This is a genomic window from Synechococcus sp. HJ21-Hayes, from assembly GCF_024345835.1.
Taxonomy (GTDB): Bacteria; Cyanobacteriota; Cyanobacteriia; order PCC-6307; family Cyanobiaceae; genus Vulcanococcus.
Window position 1 is genome coordinate 1 of sequence record NZ_JAGQBW010000020.1, and the last position, 16,729, is coordinate 16,729.

The following is a 16,729-nucleotide window of genomic DNA, read 5'->3' on the forward strand; positions in this document are numbered from 1 at the left end:
GGCGGGGGGGCCGGGCTCGAGATCCCGCCACAGGGCCCAGGGTTCATTGGCGGGGGTGTAGGCGTGCAACACCTGATGGCCCGGCGGCGCCAGGGCTGGATCCAGCAGCGAGGGCATCGAGAACACCGCCATGTTGCGCTCGGCGCCGATCCCGCGCTGCCAATCACCCACCCACACGTGGTGGATCGGCAGCGTCTCCAGGCCATCCCCGCGCAGGCCCACATGCCAGTGCAGAAAGCTGGCGCAGGCGGGGCTATCGGCCTTCTGCTGGCGCCAGCGCCGGGGCAGGGCCTCCGGCGGCAGCAGATCGAGGGTGTCCCACGGGCTGGCATTGCTGACCACCCCCTGGCGGGCCCATAGCTGCTCGCCGCTCTCCAGGCGAACGCCCACGGCACGCCCCCCCTCCACCAGGATCTCGGCCACCCCGGCACGGCAGCGCAGCTCGCCGCCATGGCGCTGCAGGCCGCGCACGAGGGCCTCGGCCACCGCCGCACTGCCCCCCACGGGGTAGTCGAGGGCGGCATCGGGCTCGAACCACTCGCCGAACAGGGTGGCCATGGCGGCGGCGCTGGTCTGATCCATCGGCAGGCCGGAGATCAGAAACGACAGCATCTCCACCCAGTGGAGCAGGAAGGGATCCCGGAGGTGCTTGCGGGCCATGGGCCCGAAGGCACCGCCCAAGGCCGCCAGCCGTGGAGCATGGCGCAGCAGCGCCGCCGAACCCCGGGCCCCCAGGGCGCCGGCCATGCCCAGACCGGGACGCAGGGCCAGCAGGGGCAAGGCGGCCGTGGCCCGGCAGTAGGGCTCAAGCCAGCGCATGAAGGCCGCCCACTCCTCAGCAGCCGCAGATCCCCGCAGCCCCCGCAGCAACGCCAGGAACGGCTCAGCCCCCACCCCCAGGCGCAGCTGCCCCTCCGGCAGCAGCAGCCCCCACTCCCTGTAGGTGACCACGGGCACCGTTTCCCCCACGGCCCGCAGCACCTGGGCCAGGGGATTGGTGGAGGGCCATCGCCCCAGGCCACTCCAGAGGGAGGGGCCCGATTCGAACTGAAAGCCCCGGCGTTCAAACCCGTGGGCCGCGCCACCCGGCCGGTCGTGGGCTTCCAGCACCAGCACTTCCAGACCATGGCGCGCGGCGAGGGCCCCGCAACAGAGGCCCCCCAGGCCACTTCCCACCACAATCAGATCCGGGCTGCTCAAGCCTGTGCGTGCCAAACGCTCTCCCGATGATGGGCCGTTACCCCAGCGGCAGCCATGGATTGTCACGGCGCTGTTGGGGGCGTCGTGGCTAGGGAGGGAACACAACAACCGAGCGCAGCCCGATGCCGGCCTGGCTTTCGATCCTCCTGGTGATGGTGATCGTGGGCATCGCCCTCAACCCGAGCAGCGCAGAGTTCAGCTGGTTCCTGCGCTTGCGGCGTCCGGCCTGGCTCACGTTTGAGCGCTGGATCCCGTTGATCTGGCTGGCGATCTACGCCTGCTTTTATGGCTCAGCCCTGCTGACCTGGCGGGCGGGCGGGGGCAATGGCCTGATGGCGGGCTACCTGCTGCTGCTTGTGCTGGTGCAGAGCTACACCCTGGTGATCTGCAAGACCCGCAAACTGTCCAGCGGCACGGCCATTGGCCTGCTGGGCTGGCTGTGGGGGCTGGTGCTGGCGGGAGCGGTGCAGGGGGTGAACCACCAGGCCGCCCAACTGCTGATCCCCTACCTGCTGTGGAGCCCGGTCGGCACGCTGGTGACCTGGCAGATGCAGCGGATCAACCGCTGACCCGCCATCCGTGAGGAGCCATGAGCATCGATCCCTCCCCTGAGCCACGCAAGCGGCGCCCGGCTGGCTGCCACGGGGAGGCCAGTGGAGCCGGGGCCGATGGGGAGGGGGCCACGGTGGCCCTGCTGGGCATGCCCAACACCGGCAAATCCACCCTCTACAACCGCCTCACCGGTGGCCATGCCCACATCGCCAATTGGCCCGGGCTCACGGTGGAACTGCTGCGCGGGACCATGGCCAGCGATCGCCAGGGCCAGCGCTACACCCTTGTAGACCTGCCCGGCATCCACGACCTCACGGGCAGCAGCGAAGACGAGGCCGTGGTGCAGCGCTTCCTGCAGCACACGCCCCCCAGCCTGATCCTTCTGGTGCTCAATGCCAGTCAGATCAGCAGCCAACTGCGGCTGGCCCTGCAACTGCGGCAGCTGGACCTGCCCATGGTGGTGGCCCTGAACATGAGCGATGAGTCGCAGCGGCTGGGCGTAACGATCAACCATGGGCGCCTCAGCGCCGAGCTGGGCATCCCCGTGCTGCCCATCAGCGCCAAGCGCAACCAGGGCACCCGGGAGCTGGTGGCAGCGGTGCATCAGCCCAGCCGCCCGAACCCCTGGCCAACGCCCCCATCCATCGATGCCGAACAGGACAGGCTGTTGGCCGGCTGCGTGCAACAACCGCCACAACCCCTGAACCAGCACACCCAGCGCACCCGCAACGCCGATCGGCTGCTGCTGCACCCAGCGGGGGGCTTGCTGCTGTTTCTGGTGATCGTGCTGGCGATGTTCCAGCTGCTCTATGTGCTGGGGGCACCACTCCAGGATCTGCTAGCCAGCCTGCTCGACTGGATCGAGACCACACTGCTGGCACCGGGCCTCACCCTGCTCAAGGTTCCAGACGTTGTGCGTGGTTTTCTGCTGGATGGTGTGTGGATGGGTGTGGCCACGGTGGCCACCTTTTTACCCATCATTTTTCTCTTCTATCTCACCCTGGCGATTGTGGAGGATTCGGGCTATCTCCCCAGGGCCGCCTTCCTGATGGATGGCTTCATGCGCTGGCTGGGGCTGGATGGCCGTGCCTTCGTGCTGCAGGTGATGGGTTTTGGCTGCAATGTGCCCTCGATCCTGGGCACCCGCGTGATCCGGGATCGCAACATGCGCTTGCTGGCCATGCTGTGCATTCCATTTGCCCTCTGCCAAGCACGGCTCACGGTGTTCATCTTCATGGCCGGAGTGTTCTTTCCGCAACCGTGGTGGGCACCAGGGCTGGTGGTGTTTGGCTTTTACATGCTCAGTTTTGTGGCGGCAATCATCACCGGCCTTGTGTTCAAGCAAGCCCTGCCCAGCCGGGAGGCCTTGATTCTGGAACTGCCTCCCTATCGGGCGCCCAGTGTGGCAACGATTGTGCGCAGGGCCTGGATCGCCATGTTGAATTTCCTGGTCACCACCCGGGCATTCATTGTGCTGGGGGCGGCCATGATCTGGCTACTCACCAACCTACCGCCCGGAGCCCTGGAAGGCTCCGGACTCACGCTGGCTGATCGAATCGGCAACCTATTTCAACCACTGCTGGGGCCGATTGGCATGAATCCTGAGCTCACGGTGTCACTGTTTTTTGGATTCATCGCCAAGGAGATTCTGTTGGGCGCCATGGCCGTGATCTACAAGACAAGCTCAAGCCAGCTTGGTGGTGTGCTCCACACCGTGATCACCCCCCTGCAGGCCCTGAGTTTCATGACCTTCGTGCTGCTCTACACCCCCTGCCTGGGAACAGTGGCCGCGCAACTTCAGGAATCCAAGAGCCGCAACTTTGCCCTGCTCTCCCTGGGTTGGTCGCTCAGCCTGGCCTGGGTGATGGCCTTGATTGTGTATCAGGGAGGCCAACACCTCACCATCAGCTGAGCGGCATATTCCTGGCGGATCATGAACTCCACCATCCCGCAGGCCACGTGCAGGATTCCGCCGGGCTGGCCACGCCGCAGCACCAGCAGCTGCGCTCCAGGCTTTACACCCATGGCCTGCAATCGACTCCTGAGCAGCGGATCGGGGGGAAGAGATTCCACCTGGAAACAGGCACCCACCGCTGCCGCACTGAGGGGTAGGGAGCTGAGCTCTTCAGAGGGATCCACAACACCGCCGGCTACCAAGCCCTCCCCCACAGCCTCGCATCCCTACCTGGATCCGAAGCGCCACGGCCGTCACGGCAGCGCTGATCCCAATGGGCGACTTGGCACATGGCTCCACGGTTGGGATCGGGCAGGTAAGCGCATGGCCGATCTGATGATCCTCGCCGGCACCTGCGCCCTGGAATCGATGGGCCTACGAACCTTCGGCTTCGCTGGCGGCCGCGTGGACATCTGGCAACCGGAGGAAGACATCTACTGGGGCAACGAAACCACCTGGCTCGGCGATGGGCGCTACAGCGGCGATCGCCAGCTGGAACACCCGCTAGCGGCGGTGCAGATGGGGTTGATCCACGTGAACTCCGAGGGCCCGAACGGGGTGCCCGACCTGGTGGCCTCGGGGCGTGACGTGCGCGAGACCTTCGCGCGGATGGCCATGAACGACGAGGAAACCATGGCCCTCACCGCCGGCGGCCATACCTTCGGCAAGGCCCATGGCGCCGGCAGCGAAGAGTTGATGGGGCCGGCCGCCTGGTGGGCGACTTCGTGGCCGCCTGGGTGAAGGTGATGAACGCCGATCGCTTTGATCTGCAGCGTTGAAGGCCGCCAAGGGCGAGCCGGCCTCGCACCAGCAGGCCTGCGGGGCCGAGCTGCTGGAGCCCAACGCCATGGTCCTGGGCTCCACGAACGGCGAGCACCTCAAGAACCGCACGGTGCTGCTCAAGGCCTTCGATCAGCGGGGCTTTGTGTTCTTCACCACCTACAACAGCCGCAAAGAGATCGAACGACTGAACCCTGAAGCGGCGGGCGTGGCTGCTGTAGAGAGGCGCATCAGATCCAGGGCGAAGCGATCCACTCCAGCGGCAGCACCGATCCTTAGCAGGCCCTTTTCACTATGACCCGGTAGCCGACTCACTCTCGCCAACTCCGTCACGCCAACCCCCTCGCGATGAGCCGGCAACCTCCCCCTCTGCAACTGAGCGGTGCCCATGCCCTCAGTTCGGTAGCGCTGCAGGAGCAGCTGGCGGTGAACCTGGAGCGGGGCCTGAGCGCTGGCGAGGCCCTCGAGCGCCTGCACCGCTGCGGGGCCAATCGCCTCACAGCCCGGCAGGAACGCCCCCTCTGGCAGCAGTTTCTAGCCCAGTTCCATGCCCCCCTCCTCTACGCCCTGCTGATCACCGGCACGGTGAAGGCTCTCACCGGCTCGCTACGGGAAGCCGGGGTGATCTGGAGTGTCACGGTGATCAATGCGGTGATCGGTTTTGTGCAGGAAAGCCGGGCCGAGCGCTCGATCGGAGCCCTGGCCCAGGTGATCCGCTCCGAGAATGAGGTGTTGCGCGATGGCCAGCTGCAGCGCCTGGAGGCCCAGGACCTGGTGCCTGGCGATGTAGTGATCCTCTCCAGCGGAGATCGGGTGCCGGCAGACCTTCGTCTGCTGGCGGTGCGCAACCTCCAGGTGGATGAATCAAGCCTCACCGGCGAATCGCTGCCGATAGCCAAGACCACCCAGCCGGATCCCGCCGAGGCCCCGTTGGCGGATCGCCAGGGCATGGCCCATGCCGGCAGCTTCGTCTCCACCGGGCAGGCACGTGGTGTGGTGGTGGCCACTGGCGATGCCACGGAACTGGGCAACCTGGCGTGCTCACTGCAGCAGGGGGCTCCCCTCAGCACCCCCCTCATCCGCAAGTTCAGCCGCTTCAGCCTCACAATCCTGAGGCTGGTATTGGGCCTGTCGATCGTTACGGCCGTGGTGGGCCTGGCCCGGGGCCGCAGTGGCGCGGAGATGTTCGATGCCGCCGTGGCGCTGGCGGTGAGTGCGATCCCGGAGGAATTGCCGGCCATCGTGACCATCACCCTGGCCATCGGCGTACGCCGCATGGCCCAACGCAACGCGATCATCCGCAAGCTGCCCGCCGTGGAAGCCCTGGGCAGCGCCACGGTGATCTGCTCCGACAAGACTGGCACCCTCACCCAGAACCGTATGGCGGTGCAGGAGCTCTATGCCGCCGGCCAAAGACTGCGGCTGGAGGCGTTGTGGCTCGATGGCCAGGCAGCCCATGGCTCAGCTCCCGATCCCCTCCAAAGCAACAAGGCCCTGCGCGAGCTGCTGCTCGCGGGCCTGCTATGCAGTGATGCCAGGCCCAGCGACGTTCACGAGGGCCTGGTGGGGGATCCCACCGAAACAGCCCTGCTGGCGGCGGCACAGCGAGCCGGGTTTGACTATGCCGAAGCGCACCGGCAGCACCCTCGCCGCGATGCCCTGCCCTTTGAGGCGGAACTGCAGGTGATGGCCACCCTGCATGGCAGTGAACGGATTGTGGTGAAAGGCTCGCTGGAAGGGGTGCTGCCCCGCTGCCGCTGGCAGTGCGGCAGCGACGGCGAACATGCCCCCCTCGATCCTGATGCGATCCGGGCTGCGGTGGACACGATGGCCGGCCAAGGAGAGCGCGTGCTGGCCTTTGCCATGGGCCAGGTCCCGCCCAACCAGTCGGCCCTGGTTCACCACCACATCGAGAGCAATCTCACCTTCCTTGGCCTGCAGGGCATGGCCGATCCGCCGCGGCCAGAAGCTACCCAGGCCGTAGCGGCTTGTCGAGCCGCCGGCATCGCCGTGAAAATGATCACCGGCGATCACATCCGCACGGCCACAGCGATCGCTCGGCAGATGGACATCGGACATCGGCCCACGCCCGTCTGCATCGATGGCCGAGGCCTGGAAGCGGTGGCAGCCGACGCGTTGAGCGACGTCGTGCTGGACACCGATGTGTTTGCCCGGATGGCTCCAGCGCAAAAACTGCAGCTGGTGCGCAGCCTTCAAGCCAGCGGTCAGATCGTTGCCATGACTGGCGATGGTGTCAACGATGCCCCCGCCCTGCGTCAAGCCGACATCGGCATCGCCATGGGGGCCGGTGGCACGGCCGTAGCCCGCGAAGCAGCCGCGATGGTGCTCACCGATGACAACTTCGCCGCTATCGCAGCGGCCGTGGAAGAGGGACGGGGTGTCGCCCTCAACCTGCACCGTGCCATGGCCTTCTGCCTACCGGTGAATGGGGGCGAATCCTTCACCATCCTGATCAGTGCCCTGATGGGACTGGTGCTGCCGATCACGGCGTTGCAGGTGCTCTGGCTCAACATGGTGAACTCCCTCACCATGTCGCTACCGCTGGCCTTTGAACCGAAGGCCTGCGGGCTGATGGCCATGCCGCCGCAGCGGCCAGATCGGCCCCTGCTCAATCGTCCGCTGGTACAGCGGCTGCTGCTCGTGTCGGCCTTCAGCTGGGTGGTGATCTTCGCCACGTTCTTCTGGGCGGAAGCCCGCTACGGCGACCGTTCTATCTCCCGCACGATGGCCGTCCAGGCCCTGGTGCTGTCGCGGGTCACCTACCTCCTCAGCCTCAGCGAGGTGAGTCAGCACCTCCCCTGGGCCTGGGGGAGGCTGGCCACTGCCCTCTGGCGATCCCCTGCCTTGATGCTCGGCCTGGGCGCCGCCCTGCTCCTGCAGGTGCTGTTCAGCCAGTGGGAGCCGATGAACACGTTCTTCGGCACCGCACCGCTGAGCCTGGCGCAGTGGTGGCAGTGCTCCCTGGCGATCCCGCTGATGATCCCGGTGGCCCGAGCGGCGAACCGCATCGATTCCCTGGTGCCGATCGTGGCCGGCATGCCCTGGAACAAGGTGACCGTCTGATTGGCCCTAACGGCTGGCAATCACCGCCCGATCGATCTCGCGGCCGTTCTTGTCCCAAGCCACCAAACTCAGCTGACGCGGACCGGCCTCAATCTCAGCAAAGCTGAACACACTGGCCGCCTTGGCCGTCTGGGCCGTGGCAATCACTGGCCGCAAGCTGGCGCCGCCGCCACCCACCACCAGATAGGTGATGCCATCGATGGGCTTGCTGCGCTCGTAGTTGTGCTCGTGGCCATTGATGTAGAGCTGCACACCGTGCTGGCGCATCAACGCACTCAACTTGGCCTTCAGGCCGGGGTCGTTGCCATACAGGCCAGAGGAGTAGATGGGGTGGTGACCCACCACCACCTTCCAGGGGGCGGTGCTGGTGGCCAGGGACGTGCGCAGCCAGCTGAGCTGCCGCTGCCAATCAGCATTGCCGTTGGTGTCAAGCATGAAGAACGCCACATCACCGCGGCGCAGGGTGTAATAACGCCCCTTCATGCCAAAGGGCTTGTAAGCCACTTGGGGGTTGCCATTGGCCGTGCGGATATCGTGGTTGCCGAGCACCGCATGGAAAGGAACCCCGGCGGCCAGCAGCTCGGCATAGGGCTTAAGGAAGGTGGCCTCAATCAGGGCCATGTCGCCGGAGGGGTAGATGTTGTCGCCCCCCAGCACCACCAGGTCCACCGGACGGCGGCGATGCACCGCAGCCATCTGTCCCCCCAGGGCCCGTTGGTTGCCATCCCCGCTGCCCGTATCGGCCACCGCCAGAAAACGGGTGGCACCACGGCCCGAGGCAGGGAGCTGCGGCGGGGGCAATGGCTGGGGCCTGGTCTGCGCCCGAACCGAGGCCGCCGCAGCGGCAAGCGCCGCTGGCAAGAGCCGGAGCAAGAGGCGGCGCCGCAAAACCGGAGATCTCCAACAGCAGCCCCAGCTTGGCGCAGCTGCTCCACACGATGGGCTCAGCTGGAGCCAGCCTCTTTCACCTCCTGGCCAGGAATCACCAGCAGGCGGCGATGGGGTTGATGGCCGAAATGCTCCCGGGCCAGGGCCAGCAGTGCCGCCTCCCCCAGGGCCTTGTCGTCACCACCCACCACCCCCACCAGCCGCTCCAGCAACTCCGGGTGGTGGGGGTGGAGATGGCGCAGCAGCACCTGGCGCATGTCGCTCTCGCCGGTGCCGTGACCCACCAGCAGCACCGCATCGGCACTGGCCATGGCCTCGGTGATCCGCGACAGGTAGTCATGATCCAGCGGGGCCCGCTGACCCGCCATGTCGCGGTCATGGCGGTGGGTGAGGTTCTGCTCAGTGCCCCACATCCCATGGGGCCGCAGTTGGGCATGCTCCACCGCGTCGCCCTCCAGCAGGTAAGCCTCGGTGCAGCGGTGGCTCAGGTGCAACACCAAGCAGCGGCCGATGTCGCCGTGGGGCCCAGGCTTCTCCGGCTCGGGGTGATCCGGCGTAACGCCCACCTGCTGCAGCAGATGGCGACAGCGCAGCATCGCCTCGCCATCGAGATCGGCACGGCGCGTGCCACTGGCGGTATGCAACCAGGTTTCTTCGCCGCTGGGCCAGCGGATCCGCAACCGATGGCGATCGAGGGGCGTCACCTCGGCGCCAAGGCTGTGCATCAGGGCCTCCACCTGGGAGGTGCGCACCCCGTGCTGCAGCGGGTGGGCAAACAGGGCCTGCAACGTGCGTAGGTGCTGGCGCTTCATGGCAGCGTTGAAGGGCATGGTGCCCGGACGCTATGGAGACCATCCAGCGCCGAAGGGCCAGCGTGGGTGGATGCCGTGGGGCTACTGGAGATGCGCTTCAGCTTGCCGTCAAGTGCGCCACCACTGGGCCACCACCTCCGGTGTTCCATACCAGCGCGCACCAAAGGCACCGCCATGGGCCACACCGGGCAGCACCAGACACTCCGATCCGTGTAGACACGCTGAGGCCACCGGCACCAGGCCATCGCCAGGCCCAGCCTCACTACCACTGATGTTGCGGTAGCTGCTGGGGGCAAGGCGACGAGCCGTGGCAGAGCCATCGGCCAGCGGCAGGTCGCCGGCCACCGAGAGGTAGTGCACCTGTTCGGCGAAGCAGGCTCCGGGGTAGCGCCGATCCACCCACTGCCGCAGGGGTGTGGCCTTCAACGCCGTATGGGGACTGCCCAGCATCACCAGGCGATCGGCTAGGGCCTTGCCGTCGTAGCAGCGGCCTTGAAACGGTTGATCCGCCAAAAGCAACCGCAGCATCACCCCTCCCGAGCTGTGGCCGATCAGGGTCACCTTGCCGGTGGGCGAGAGGGCCGCCTGCTGCTGCAGCAGGGCGACGGTGCGATCCAGCAACCGCGCCCAGCCCCAGCCGCTCACCGTGAACAGCCAATCCATCCGACTGGCCGGAACCACCACCACGGGCTGCTGCACCTGCGCTGCAAGCCAGCGGCGCATGGGCTCATAGGCCTCGGGCGTGATCAGAAAACCACCCAGGATCACAATCGGTTGGGCGGCCATGGTTCGCTCTGCACGGGCATTCAGGTCTATGGTGGTGGCTACCGGTAGAAGCAGCGGCAACCAACAGCCTCTGCCGGAGTCAGCACCAGGGACTGCAGCCGATACGGTCCCGATTCGGAATCCCCAGGCACGGCCCTCTTCGGGCTCAGGCCAGCGTGATCCCACCAGGGAAGGCCACAGAACCAGTCCCGATTTGATCGACAGCAACGGCGTTGCTGCGGTGCCCGATCCATATTCCATCCGAGCAGAAACCATGCAACGACACATCGCCTCCAAGCGCCCCAAGCCCAACAGCGGCCAGATCAGCCCCACCAATCTGCGCAGCCACCAGGCCGCACCCCCAGCCACGCCTCAGCCCACCTGGGAGGAACTCCTGGGTCAGCGCTGAGCTCCCCGTGGGCTCGCCCACACCGGGGGGCAGACGTCCACGAAAATCCCGATAGCGTTCGGCTAGTCAGTGGTCTGTGATGGCTCCGGAGCGGTTCTTTCTCGAGCTCACACCCCCTTCTGAGCTGTTGCGAGAAGCCCCCCATGTGGTGATCGTGGGTGGGGGGTTCGCCGGCCTCCAGGCGGCCCATGCCCTGGCCGGAAAAGCCGTACGCGTCACCCTGATCGACCGACGCAATTTCAACCTGTTCCAGCCCCTGCTCTATCAGGTGGCCACAGGGCTTGTGGCCCAGACCGATGTGGCCACCCCCCTGCGCCAGATGGTGGGGCAGGCCTCGAACCTGCAGATCCTGCTCGGGGAGGTGGACGACATCGACCCCACCAACCAGGAGGTGGTGTTCAACAACCGCCGCTACCGCTACGACCACCTGATCCTGGCGGCAGGGTCGGGCAGCAGCTATTTCGGCCACGACGACTGGCAGGAGCTCGCTCCGCCAATGAAAACCCTGGAGGATGCCCAGGTGATCCGCCACAAGATCATCAGTGCCCTCGAGGAGGCCGAACAAACCCCTGATCCGGAGCGCCGTCGGCTGCTGCAATCGGTGGTGGTGATCGGCGGTGGACCCACCGGCTGCGAACTGGCGGCTTCGCTGAACGACCTGATGCACCACATCGTGGAGCGCGAGTTCAAGCAGGTAGATCCCAACCAGTGCCGCGTCACCCTGGTGGACCCGGGCGACCGGGTGCTGCGGGCGATGGATCCCCAACTCTCGAAGGCGGCTGGCGATCACCTCAAGCGCAGCGGCGTGGAACTCCTCCTGGGAGGGCGGGTGAAAACCATCGAGGCCAACTCCGTGGTGGTGACCACCAGCGAAGGCGAGAGAACCCTGGAGGCCAGCACCATCTGCTGGACCGCCGGCGTGGCGCCCTCACCCCTGGGCAAGTTGCTGGCGGAGCGCACCGGCTGCAGCGTGGATCGCGGCGGCCGCGTGGTGGTGGGGCCCGATTTCTCCATCCCAGGCCATCGCGAAATCCGCGTAGTGGGAGATCTCTGCAGCTACAGCCACACCAACGACGGCAAACCCCTGCCGGGCATGGCTGGCCCCGCCGTGCAGATGGGCGGCTGGGTGGCGGAGGACATCCTGGCCAACCTTCAGGGGCGGGACCACAGCCCGTTCAGCTTCACCAATTTCGGCAGCATGGCCGTGGTGGGCCCCCTGTTTGCGGTGGCCGATCTGCGGGGATTGAAGGTGTGGGGCCCCCTCGGCTGGTTGCTGTGGGGCGTGGCTCACCTGGCCTTCATCCCGGCCAGCGAAAACCGGATCACCCTGCTCACCAAGTGGCTGTGGATGATCGCCACCCGGGAGCGGCCTGCCCTGTTGATCACGGAGCGGTAGGAGCGGCAAACAGCTCCCGCAGCGCGTGGTAGATGGACTTGGCCAACAGCAGCCGGCTCACATAGGCCGCCAGGGCCGCCGACACCAGCACACCCGGCAGCAACTGTTGATCCCCCGCTAGTCGCAGAGCGAAGACCACCGTCATCACCGGCAGTTGGGTGGCCCCGGCCAGGCCCGCCGCCATGCCCAGGGCCATGCCCAGGGGGCCCAGGCCAGCCAGATCGCCAAGCCCGCGGCCAAACACAGCCCCGAAAGCAAGGGAGGGATCGATCAAGCCCCCCGGGATCCCCGCACCGAGGGCCAGCACCGGGCCCAGCACCCGCACCACCAGGGTGAGCAGGCCGGAGCCCACCCCATCGAGGCCATCGCCGGCAATGATGTGGGTCATCAGCGCTTCGCCATCGCCGGTGCTGGTGCCACGGCTGAGCACCGCAAACAAACTGAGCAGTCCACCCAGGGCCAGGCCGATGCGCAGGGGATAACGGCGCACCTGGGGCTTGAGCCGTGCGGTCATCGCCAGCAGCAACCGGCCGAACAGGGCTCCAAGCAAACCGCCGGCCACACCGATCGGCACCGCCCAGAGCACCTGGATCAGCTCGATCGGCTCCACGCCCAGGATGCCGAGGGCAAATTCCGGCTGACCGGCCAGGTTGCTAAACGCTGCAGCCACCCCACACACCACCAACGCAGGCCACACCAACGAGGCCTGAAAGGACCTGGTGAGCTCCTCAGCTACAAACACCGCCCCCATCAAGGGGGTGTTGAACCCACCCGCCAGGCCGGCGCCGGCGGCCACCGCCAACAACTGCCCCTGGTTGAGCTCGGGCAGGAGAGCGGGGAAGCGACGGCGCAACCCCTCGGCCACCGAAGCACCCACCTGCACCACCGGGCCCTCCCGACCCATCGGCATCAGGGCCAGGGTGGCGATGCCCCAGAGGCCGAGCCGCTGGACCGTAGGCACAGGGCCCAGCAAGCTGCGGGCCTGGTCAGGGTCTTCGATGCTGGCCATGGTCTGGGGGATACCCGAGCCAGCACCGCGCTGCCAGGGGCCCGTCTGCAACCACAACACCAGCGGAGTCGCCAGTAGCGGTGAGCAGGCCAAGGCCACAGCCTGGGCCGACCAACGCTGGCCCGTGAAGGCGGGAAGCCGGCGAAGCAGCGCGTCCTGCCACTGGTCGAACAGGTTGAACGGCCAGCAGGCCAGACCCACCAGCAGGCCCAAAACGGCCAACTGGAGCAACTGCTTCAGGAGTGTTCGTGGACGCAGCACCTGCACTTCCCAGCCGTTTCGGCTTTCATGATGCCCACCAACCACGCCAATAAGCCTGAATTAGAGGGAACGGCGGTGAAAGCGACCGAGAATCAACGCAATCAAGATCGCCACATACAGCTGGCCGGCGATGGTGATCACCGCGGCCGCCACCTGACCCGAGACATTCGAAGGAGACAGCACGCCGGTGCCCACCGTGGTGAGCAAGCCAAAGGCAGCCACCATCAGCGCCGGGGCCATCGGCACAGGGTTGGCTAGGGTCGCGGCGAACGGAGGCAATGCCGAAGGGTCAAACGCCGTGGGATGCATCATCCAAAGGGCCGTGAGCAGCACCCCTCCCGCGATCCCCACCAACAGATAACCAGAGGCGGCTCCGAGCACCACGGCCACAGTGACGTATGGCTCACGAATCAGCGCTTTGACGGTGCGCACCACCGCCACCAGTAGAAACAACGTCCACACCACCATATGGGGCAGGGTCAGCAGCTGACCGAGGGCAGGATGAAATCGCAGGGCGCCATGCCATAGCAACTCAAACAGCACCGCCAGAGAGCCGAGGGCGATGATCAGGGGGCGCCCCGTCTTCAGCACGGAAAAGCGGCTCACGAACACCACTAGTGCCACAGCCAGGCCAATCAACTGTGCCGAGAGCAACCAGGGCATCTGATGGGCCAGGGGCAGAAGCAGCAGCAGCAACACCTCGCAACCGAGACTGATGCGATAACCGCGATGACGGTGACGCAGCTGCTGGAGCTGGGCTCGGCTGAATTTCACGACCTGCGAGGCCTCAGAGGCCCGGGCTGCTCTGCATGATGCCGCCATCCGCAAAGATGGTGGTAGCGGTGATGTAGCTGGCAGAGTCACTGGCCAGGAAGGCCACCAGCTTGGCGATCTCCTCGGGCTGGGCCATGCGTCCCATGGGGATCGCGGCGTTGAGCTTGGCCAGCAGCTCAGGGTTGTTCATGGTGGAGTCGTTGATGGGGGTGGCCACCGCGCCGGGGCCCACATTCACGATCGACACGCCATGGGGTGCGAGCTCCACACCGGCGGTGCGGGTGAGCATGCGCACACCCCCCTTGGCCACGCAGTAGGGGGTGTTGTTCGGCATGGGCCAGTCCTCGTGCACCGACGAGATGTTGATCACTCGGCCACCGCCACCTTGGGCGATCATCTGCTTGGCCGCGTACTGGGTGGCGAAGAACACACCCCGCAGGTTCACGTTCAACACCTTGTCGAAATCGTCGGGCGTGGTGTCGAGGATGGAGGTGCGCGTTTCAATGCCGGCGTTGTTCACCATCACATCGAGACGGCCATAACGGCTCACCGCCTCGTTGATCAGCCGCTGCAGATCCTCGAGCTTGCTCACATCCGCCTGCACGCCGATACAGGTCCCCCCCAGTTCGCCAATCTCCTCCTCGATCGCCTCGGTGGCTTCGGGATGGGATCGGTAGTCGATCACCACCTTGGCGCCAAGCCGGCCAATGGTTTCCACAATCGCCTTCCCGATGCCGCTGTTGCCACCGGTCACGATGATCACCTTGCCCTTAAGAAAATTGGAAAGGGTTTCAAGCGCGTAGGGGTTGATTGTGGTCATGGCTCAGCCAGGGGAGAGGGCTTATTGCGCGCACGCTAGTGGGCACCTGCCAGCCATGCCGCCATCTGCAACACCTGTGAATGGGAGACCCACACGCCAGCGGCACGTAATCCAGCCTGCGACCCATGACAGGGCGCTGACATCCGCCAGGAGATCCCTACGTTGAGCAGAGATCTCTGCAACGCCAATACCCCGATGAGCCCAGCCGTGATCCGTCGCGCCATCCACAGCGACCGCTTCCCAACACCAGTGGCCTCCTATAGCCAGGGTTTTCAGCACAACAACACACTGTTCATCACCGGGCAGTTGCCCGTCGACCCTGTCACCAACCTCAAAGTCGGCAACGGTGACATCACCGTGGAATCGCGTCAGGTGATGGAGAACATGCGGGCGGTGCTCGAGGAGGCGGGCTTCGGTTTTGAACATGTGGTGAGCGCCACGGTGTATCTCACCGACATCGACAAGCTCGACACCTTTGATGCGGTGTGGCAGGAGTACTTCCCGGACAACCAGGCCTATCCATCCCGGGCCGTGGTGCAGGTGGCAGCACTGGTGCTGGGCATCCAGCTGGAGATTTCCGCCATCGCCATCAAAGACTGACCCCCCTCTACCAACCATGCCTGATCCCTTCAGCCTGGCTCCGGCGCCGGAGTCCTATTGGCATCTCTGGACCGACGACCAGGGCATCAGTCGCCAGGAGCAATGCACGATCAGCTCCTTCGAGCTCGGCCAACTGGGCCCCGGCGATTCCCCGCAGTTCTCCCGCCCCCTGTTCGATCAGGGCAATGCCTTCGTGACCTACCTGCCCGTGGGCTGGACGGCCGACTGGCATGAGAACCACATCCCCAAATGGATCTACGTGCTGCGGGGGGCCTGGTCGGTGGAAAGCATGGATGGCCGCAAGGTGATCATGCGGGCTGGCGAGTATTCCTTCGGGGGCGACCAGGACTGCATCGCCACACCCGCGGGACAGCGAGGCCACCTCTCCGCCCAGGTGGGGGATGAACCCTGCGTGCAGCTGATCATTCAGCGCAACGACGAGGCCTGGCGGCGGGCACGGCCGGGGTTCTTCTCCTGAACACCACCAACTCCACAGCGATGGCCAGCACCCACCCCTCCCCCTGCACCGAGAGCTACGACCGGCGCTTTGAGCAGCTGGTGCTGTTCAACGCCGAGCTGGAGCTGCTCGCTGAGGGCTTCCGCTGGCTGGAGGGGCCGGTGTGGTTCGGCGACCACCAGTGCCTGCTGTTCAACGACATCCCCAACAACCGCACCCTGCGCTGGAACGAACAGCATGGGGTGAGCGTGTTCCGCGAGCCCTCGCAGTACGCCAACGGCCAAACCCGCGACCACCAGGGGCGGCTGATTCAGTGCCACCACCAGAGCCGCTGCGTCACCCGCCTGGAGCACGACGGCACCACCACCACCCTGGTGAGCCAGGCCGGGGGCCATCGGCTCAACGCCCCCAACGACGTGGTGGTGAAACGGGATGGTTCGATCTGGTTCAGCGATCCCCTCTACGGCCTGCTCAACGACTACGAAGGTGGCCGCCAGCACTCCGAGCAGCCCGCTGCGCTCTACCGCCTCGAGCCCCACACCGGGCAGGTGCAGGCGATGGCCACCGACTTCGACGGCCCCAATGGCCTGGCCTTCTCCCCCGACGAAAGCCTGCTCTATGTGGCGGAATCCGGGAGCGCCGGCGTGGCCAATCCGCGCCAGTACATCCGCCGCTTCCAGGTGAGCGCCGATGGCCGCAGCCTCAGCGGTGGCGAGCTATTTCACAAGATCAGCCCCGGCTGGGCCGATGGCTTCCGGGTGGATGAACAGGGCAACCTCTGGTGCGGCGCTGCCGATGGCGTCCACGTGGTTGCCTCTGACGGCACCCTGCTGGGCAAGGTGCTGGTGCCCAGGCGTGTGTCGAACCTCTGCTTCGGCGACCGCCACCACTGTCGCCTCTTTCTGTGCGCCTCCACGGCGCTTTACAGCCTGTTCACCAACACCCGCGGCGCCCAAACACCCTGAATC

16 protein-coding genes and 2 pseudogenes are annotated in these 16,729 nt (G+C 66.1%); 10 read left to right on the plus strand and 8 right to left on the minus strand.

Annotated elements, in window-relative coordinates:
* Positions 1 to 1,200, minus strand: a 1,200-nt coding sequence (locus KBZ14_RS13420; RefSeq protein WP_255118850.1) for a phytoene desaturase family protein, incomplete at its 3' end; no start/stop codon positions are given.
* A 122-nt stretch (positions 1,201 to 1,322) separates the two neighbouring features.
* Here KBZ14_RS13420 and KBZ14_RS13425 point away from each other — a divergent pair.
* Positions 1,323 to 1,769: a TspO/MBR family protein gene (locus KBZ14_RS13425; RefSeq protein WP_255118851.1), complete on the plus strand. Its 447-nt coding sequence runs from the start codon at positions 1,323 to 1,325 to the stop codon at positions 1,767 to 1,769.
* Between the two features lie 20 nt (positions 1,770 to 1,789).
* Positions 1,790 to 3,664, plus strand: coding sequence for a ferrous iron transport protein B (gene feoB, locus KBZ14_RS13430; RefSeq protein ID WP_255118852.1), 1,875 nt, complete (start codon positions 1,790 to 1,792; stop codon positions 3,662 to 3,664).
* Here feoB and KBZ14_RS13435 read toward each other — a convergent pair.
* A complete protein-coding gene (locus tag KBZ14_RS13435; protein ID WP_255118853.1) occupies positions 3,634 to 3,891 on the minus strand; it encodes a FeoA family protein in 258 nt (85 codons plus the stop codon). The genes feoB and KBZ14_RS13435 overlap by 31 nt on opposite strands.
* Positions 3,892 to 4,033: 142 nt before the next feature.
* Here KBZ14_RS13435 and KBZ14_RS13440 point away from each other — a divergent pair.
* From KBZ14_RS13440 to KBZ14_RS13450, 3 genes and pseudogenes are all read left to right on the plus strand, one after another.
* Positions 4,034 to 4,411 (plus strand): annotated as a pseudogene (locus tag KBZ14_RS13440) (peroxidase family protein); the annotation flags it as partial.
* 103 nt (positions 4,412 to 4,514) lie between these two features.
* Positions 4,515 to 4,661: pseudogene (locus tag KBZ14_RS13445) on the plus strand (pyridoxamine 5'-phosphate oxidase); the annotation flags it as partial.
* Between the two features lie 173 nt (positions 4,662 to 4,834).
* Positions 4,835 to 7,570, plus strand: a complete 2,736-nt coding sequence (locus KBZ14_RS13450; RefSeq protein WP_255118854.1) for a cation-translocating P-type ATPase — start codon at positions 4,835 to 4,837, stop codon at positions 7,568 to 7,570.
* A 6-nt stretch (positions 7,571 to 7,576) separates the two neighbouring features.
* Here KBZ14_RS13450 and KBZ14_RS13455 read toward each other — a convergent pair whose 3' ends face one another.
* The 3 genes from KBZ14_RS13455 to KBZ14_RS13465 all read right to left on the minus strand — a co-directional run bounded on the left by KBZ14_RS13455 (position 7,577) and on the right by KBZ14_RS13465 (position 10,056).
* On the minus strand, positions 7,577 to 8,371 hold the full coding sequence (locus tag KBZ14_RS13455; protein ID WP_255118855.1) for a metallophosphoesterase: 795 nt from the start codon (positions 8,369 to 8,371) through the stop codon (positions 7,577 to 7,579).
* 143 nt (positions 8,372 to 8,514) lie between these two features.
* Positions 8,515 to 9,288 (minus strand): hypothetical protein, encoded by a 774-nt coding sequence (locus KBZ14_RS13460; RefSeq protein ID WP_255118856.1) that lies wholly within the window; start codon positions 9,286 to 9,288, stop codon positions 8,515 to 8,517.
* 90 nt (positions 9,289 to 9,378) lie between these two features.
* Positions 9,379 to 10,056 (minus strand): esterase/lipase family protein, encoded by a 678-nt coding sequence (locus tag KBZ14_RS13465; protein ID WP_255118857.1) that lies wholly within the window; start codon positions 10,054 to 10,056, stop codon positions 9,379 to 9,381.
* 253 nt (positions 10,057 to 10,309) lie between these two features.
* Between KBZ14_RS13465 and KBZ14_RS13470 the strand changes: the two genes are divergently transcribed.
* Together KBZ14_RS13470 and KBZ14_RS13475 are read left to right on the plus strand one after the other, a co-directional pair.
* Complete coding sequence (locus tag KBZ14_RS13470) at positions 10,310 to 10,444, plus strand: hypothetical protein (RefSeq protein WP_255118858.1); 135 nt, start codon at positions 10,310 to 10,312, stop codon at positions 10,442 to 10,444.
* 79 nt (positions 10,445 to 10,523) lie between these two features.
* Positions 10,524 to 11,840, plus strand: a complete 1,317-nt coding sequence (locus KBZ14_RS13475) for an NAD(P)/FAD-dependent oxidoreductase (protein WP_255118859.1) — start codon at positions 10,524 to 10,526, stop codon at positions 11,838 to 11,840.
* Here KBZ14_RS13475 and KBZ14_RS13480 read toward each other — a convergent pair.
* The 3 genes from KBZ14_RS13480 to KBZ14_RS13490 are packed head-to-tail and all read right to left on the minus strand — an operon-like array spanning position 11,827 to position 14,704.
* Entirely contained in the window at positions 11,827 to 13,110 is a 1,284-nt protein-coding gene (locus KBZ14_RS13480; RefSeq protein WP_255118860.1) for a chloride channel protein, read from the minus strand. The two genes, KBZ14_RS13475 and KBZ14_RS13480, sit on opposite strands and share 14 nt — an antisense overlap.
* Before the next feature lie 60 nt (positions 13,111 to 13,170).
* Positions 13,171 to 13,884: a hypothetical protein gene (locus KBZ14_RS13485; RefSeq protein ID WP_255118861.1), complete on the minus strand. Its 714-nt coding sequence runs from the start codon at positions 13,882 to 13,884 to the stop codon at positions 13,171 to 13,173.
* 13 nt (positions 13,885 to 13,897) lie between these two features.
* Positions 13,898 to 14,704 carry an SDR family NAD(P)-dependent oxidoreductase gene (locus KBZ14_RS13490; protein WP_255118862.1) on the minus strand — a complete coding sequence of 269 codons (807 nt, stop codon included), beginning with the start codon at positions 14,702 to 14,704 and terminating at the stop codon, positions 13,898 to 13,900.
* A gap of 195 nt (positions 14,705 to 14,899) precedes the next feature.
* On the opposite strand from KBZ14_RS13490, the gene KBZ14_RS13495 reads away from it, so the two are divergent.
* Genes KBZ14_RS13495 through KBZ14_RS13505 form a run of 3 tightly spaced genes read left to right on the plus strand, consistent with a single transcriptional unit; the run spans position 14,900 to position 16,726 of the window.
* Complete coding sequence (locus KBZ14_RS13495) at positions 14,900 to 15,304, plus strand: Rid family detoxifying hydrolase (protein WP_255118863.1); 405 nt, start codon at positions 14,900 to 14,902, stop codon at positions 15,302 to 15,304.
* 16 nt (positions 15,305 to 15,320) lie between these two features.
* Complete coding sequence (locus tag KBZ14_RS13500; protein WP_255118865.1) at positions 15,321 to 15,782, plus strand: cupin domain-containing protein; 462 nt, start codon at positions 15,321 to 15,323, stop codon at positions 15,780 to 15,782.
* Positions 15,783 to 15,802: 20 nt separating this feature from the next.
* The gene (locus tag KBZ14_RS13505) at positions 15,803 to 16,726 is read left to right on the plus strand and encodes an SMP-30/gluconolactonase/LRE family protein (RefSeq protein WP_255118866.1); all 924 of its coding nucleotides are present in this window, start codon (positions 15,803 to 15,805) and stop codon (positions 16,724 to 16,726) included.
* Positions 16,727 to 16,729 lie beyond the last annotated feature (3 nt).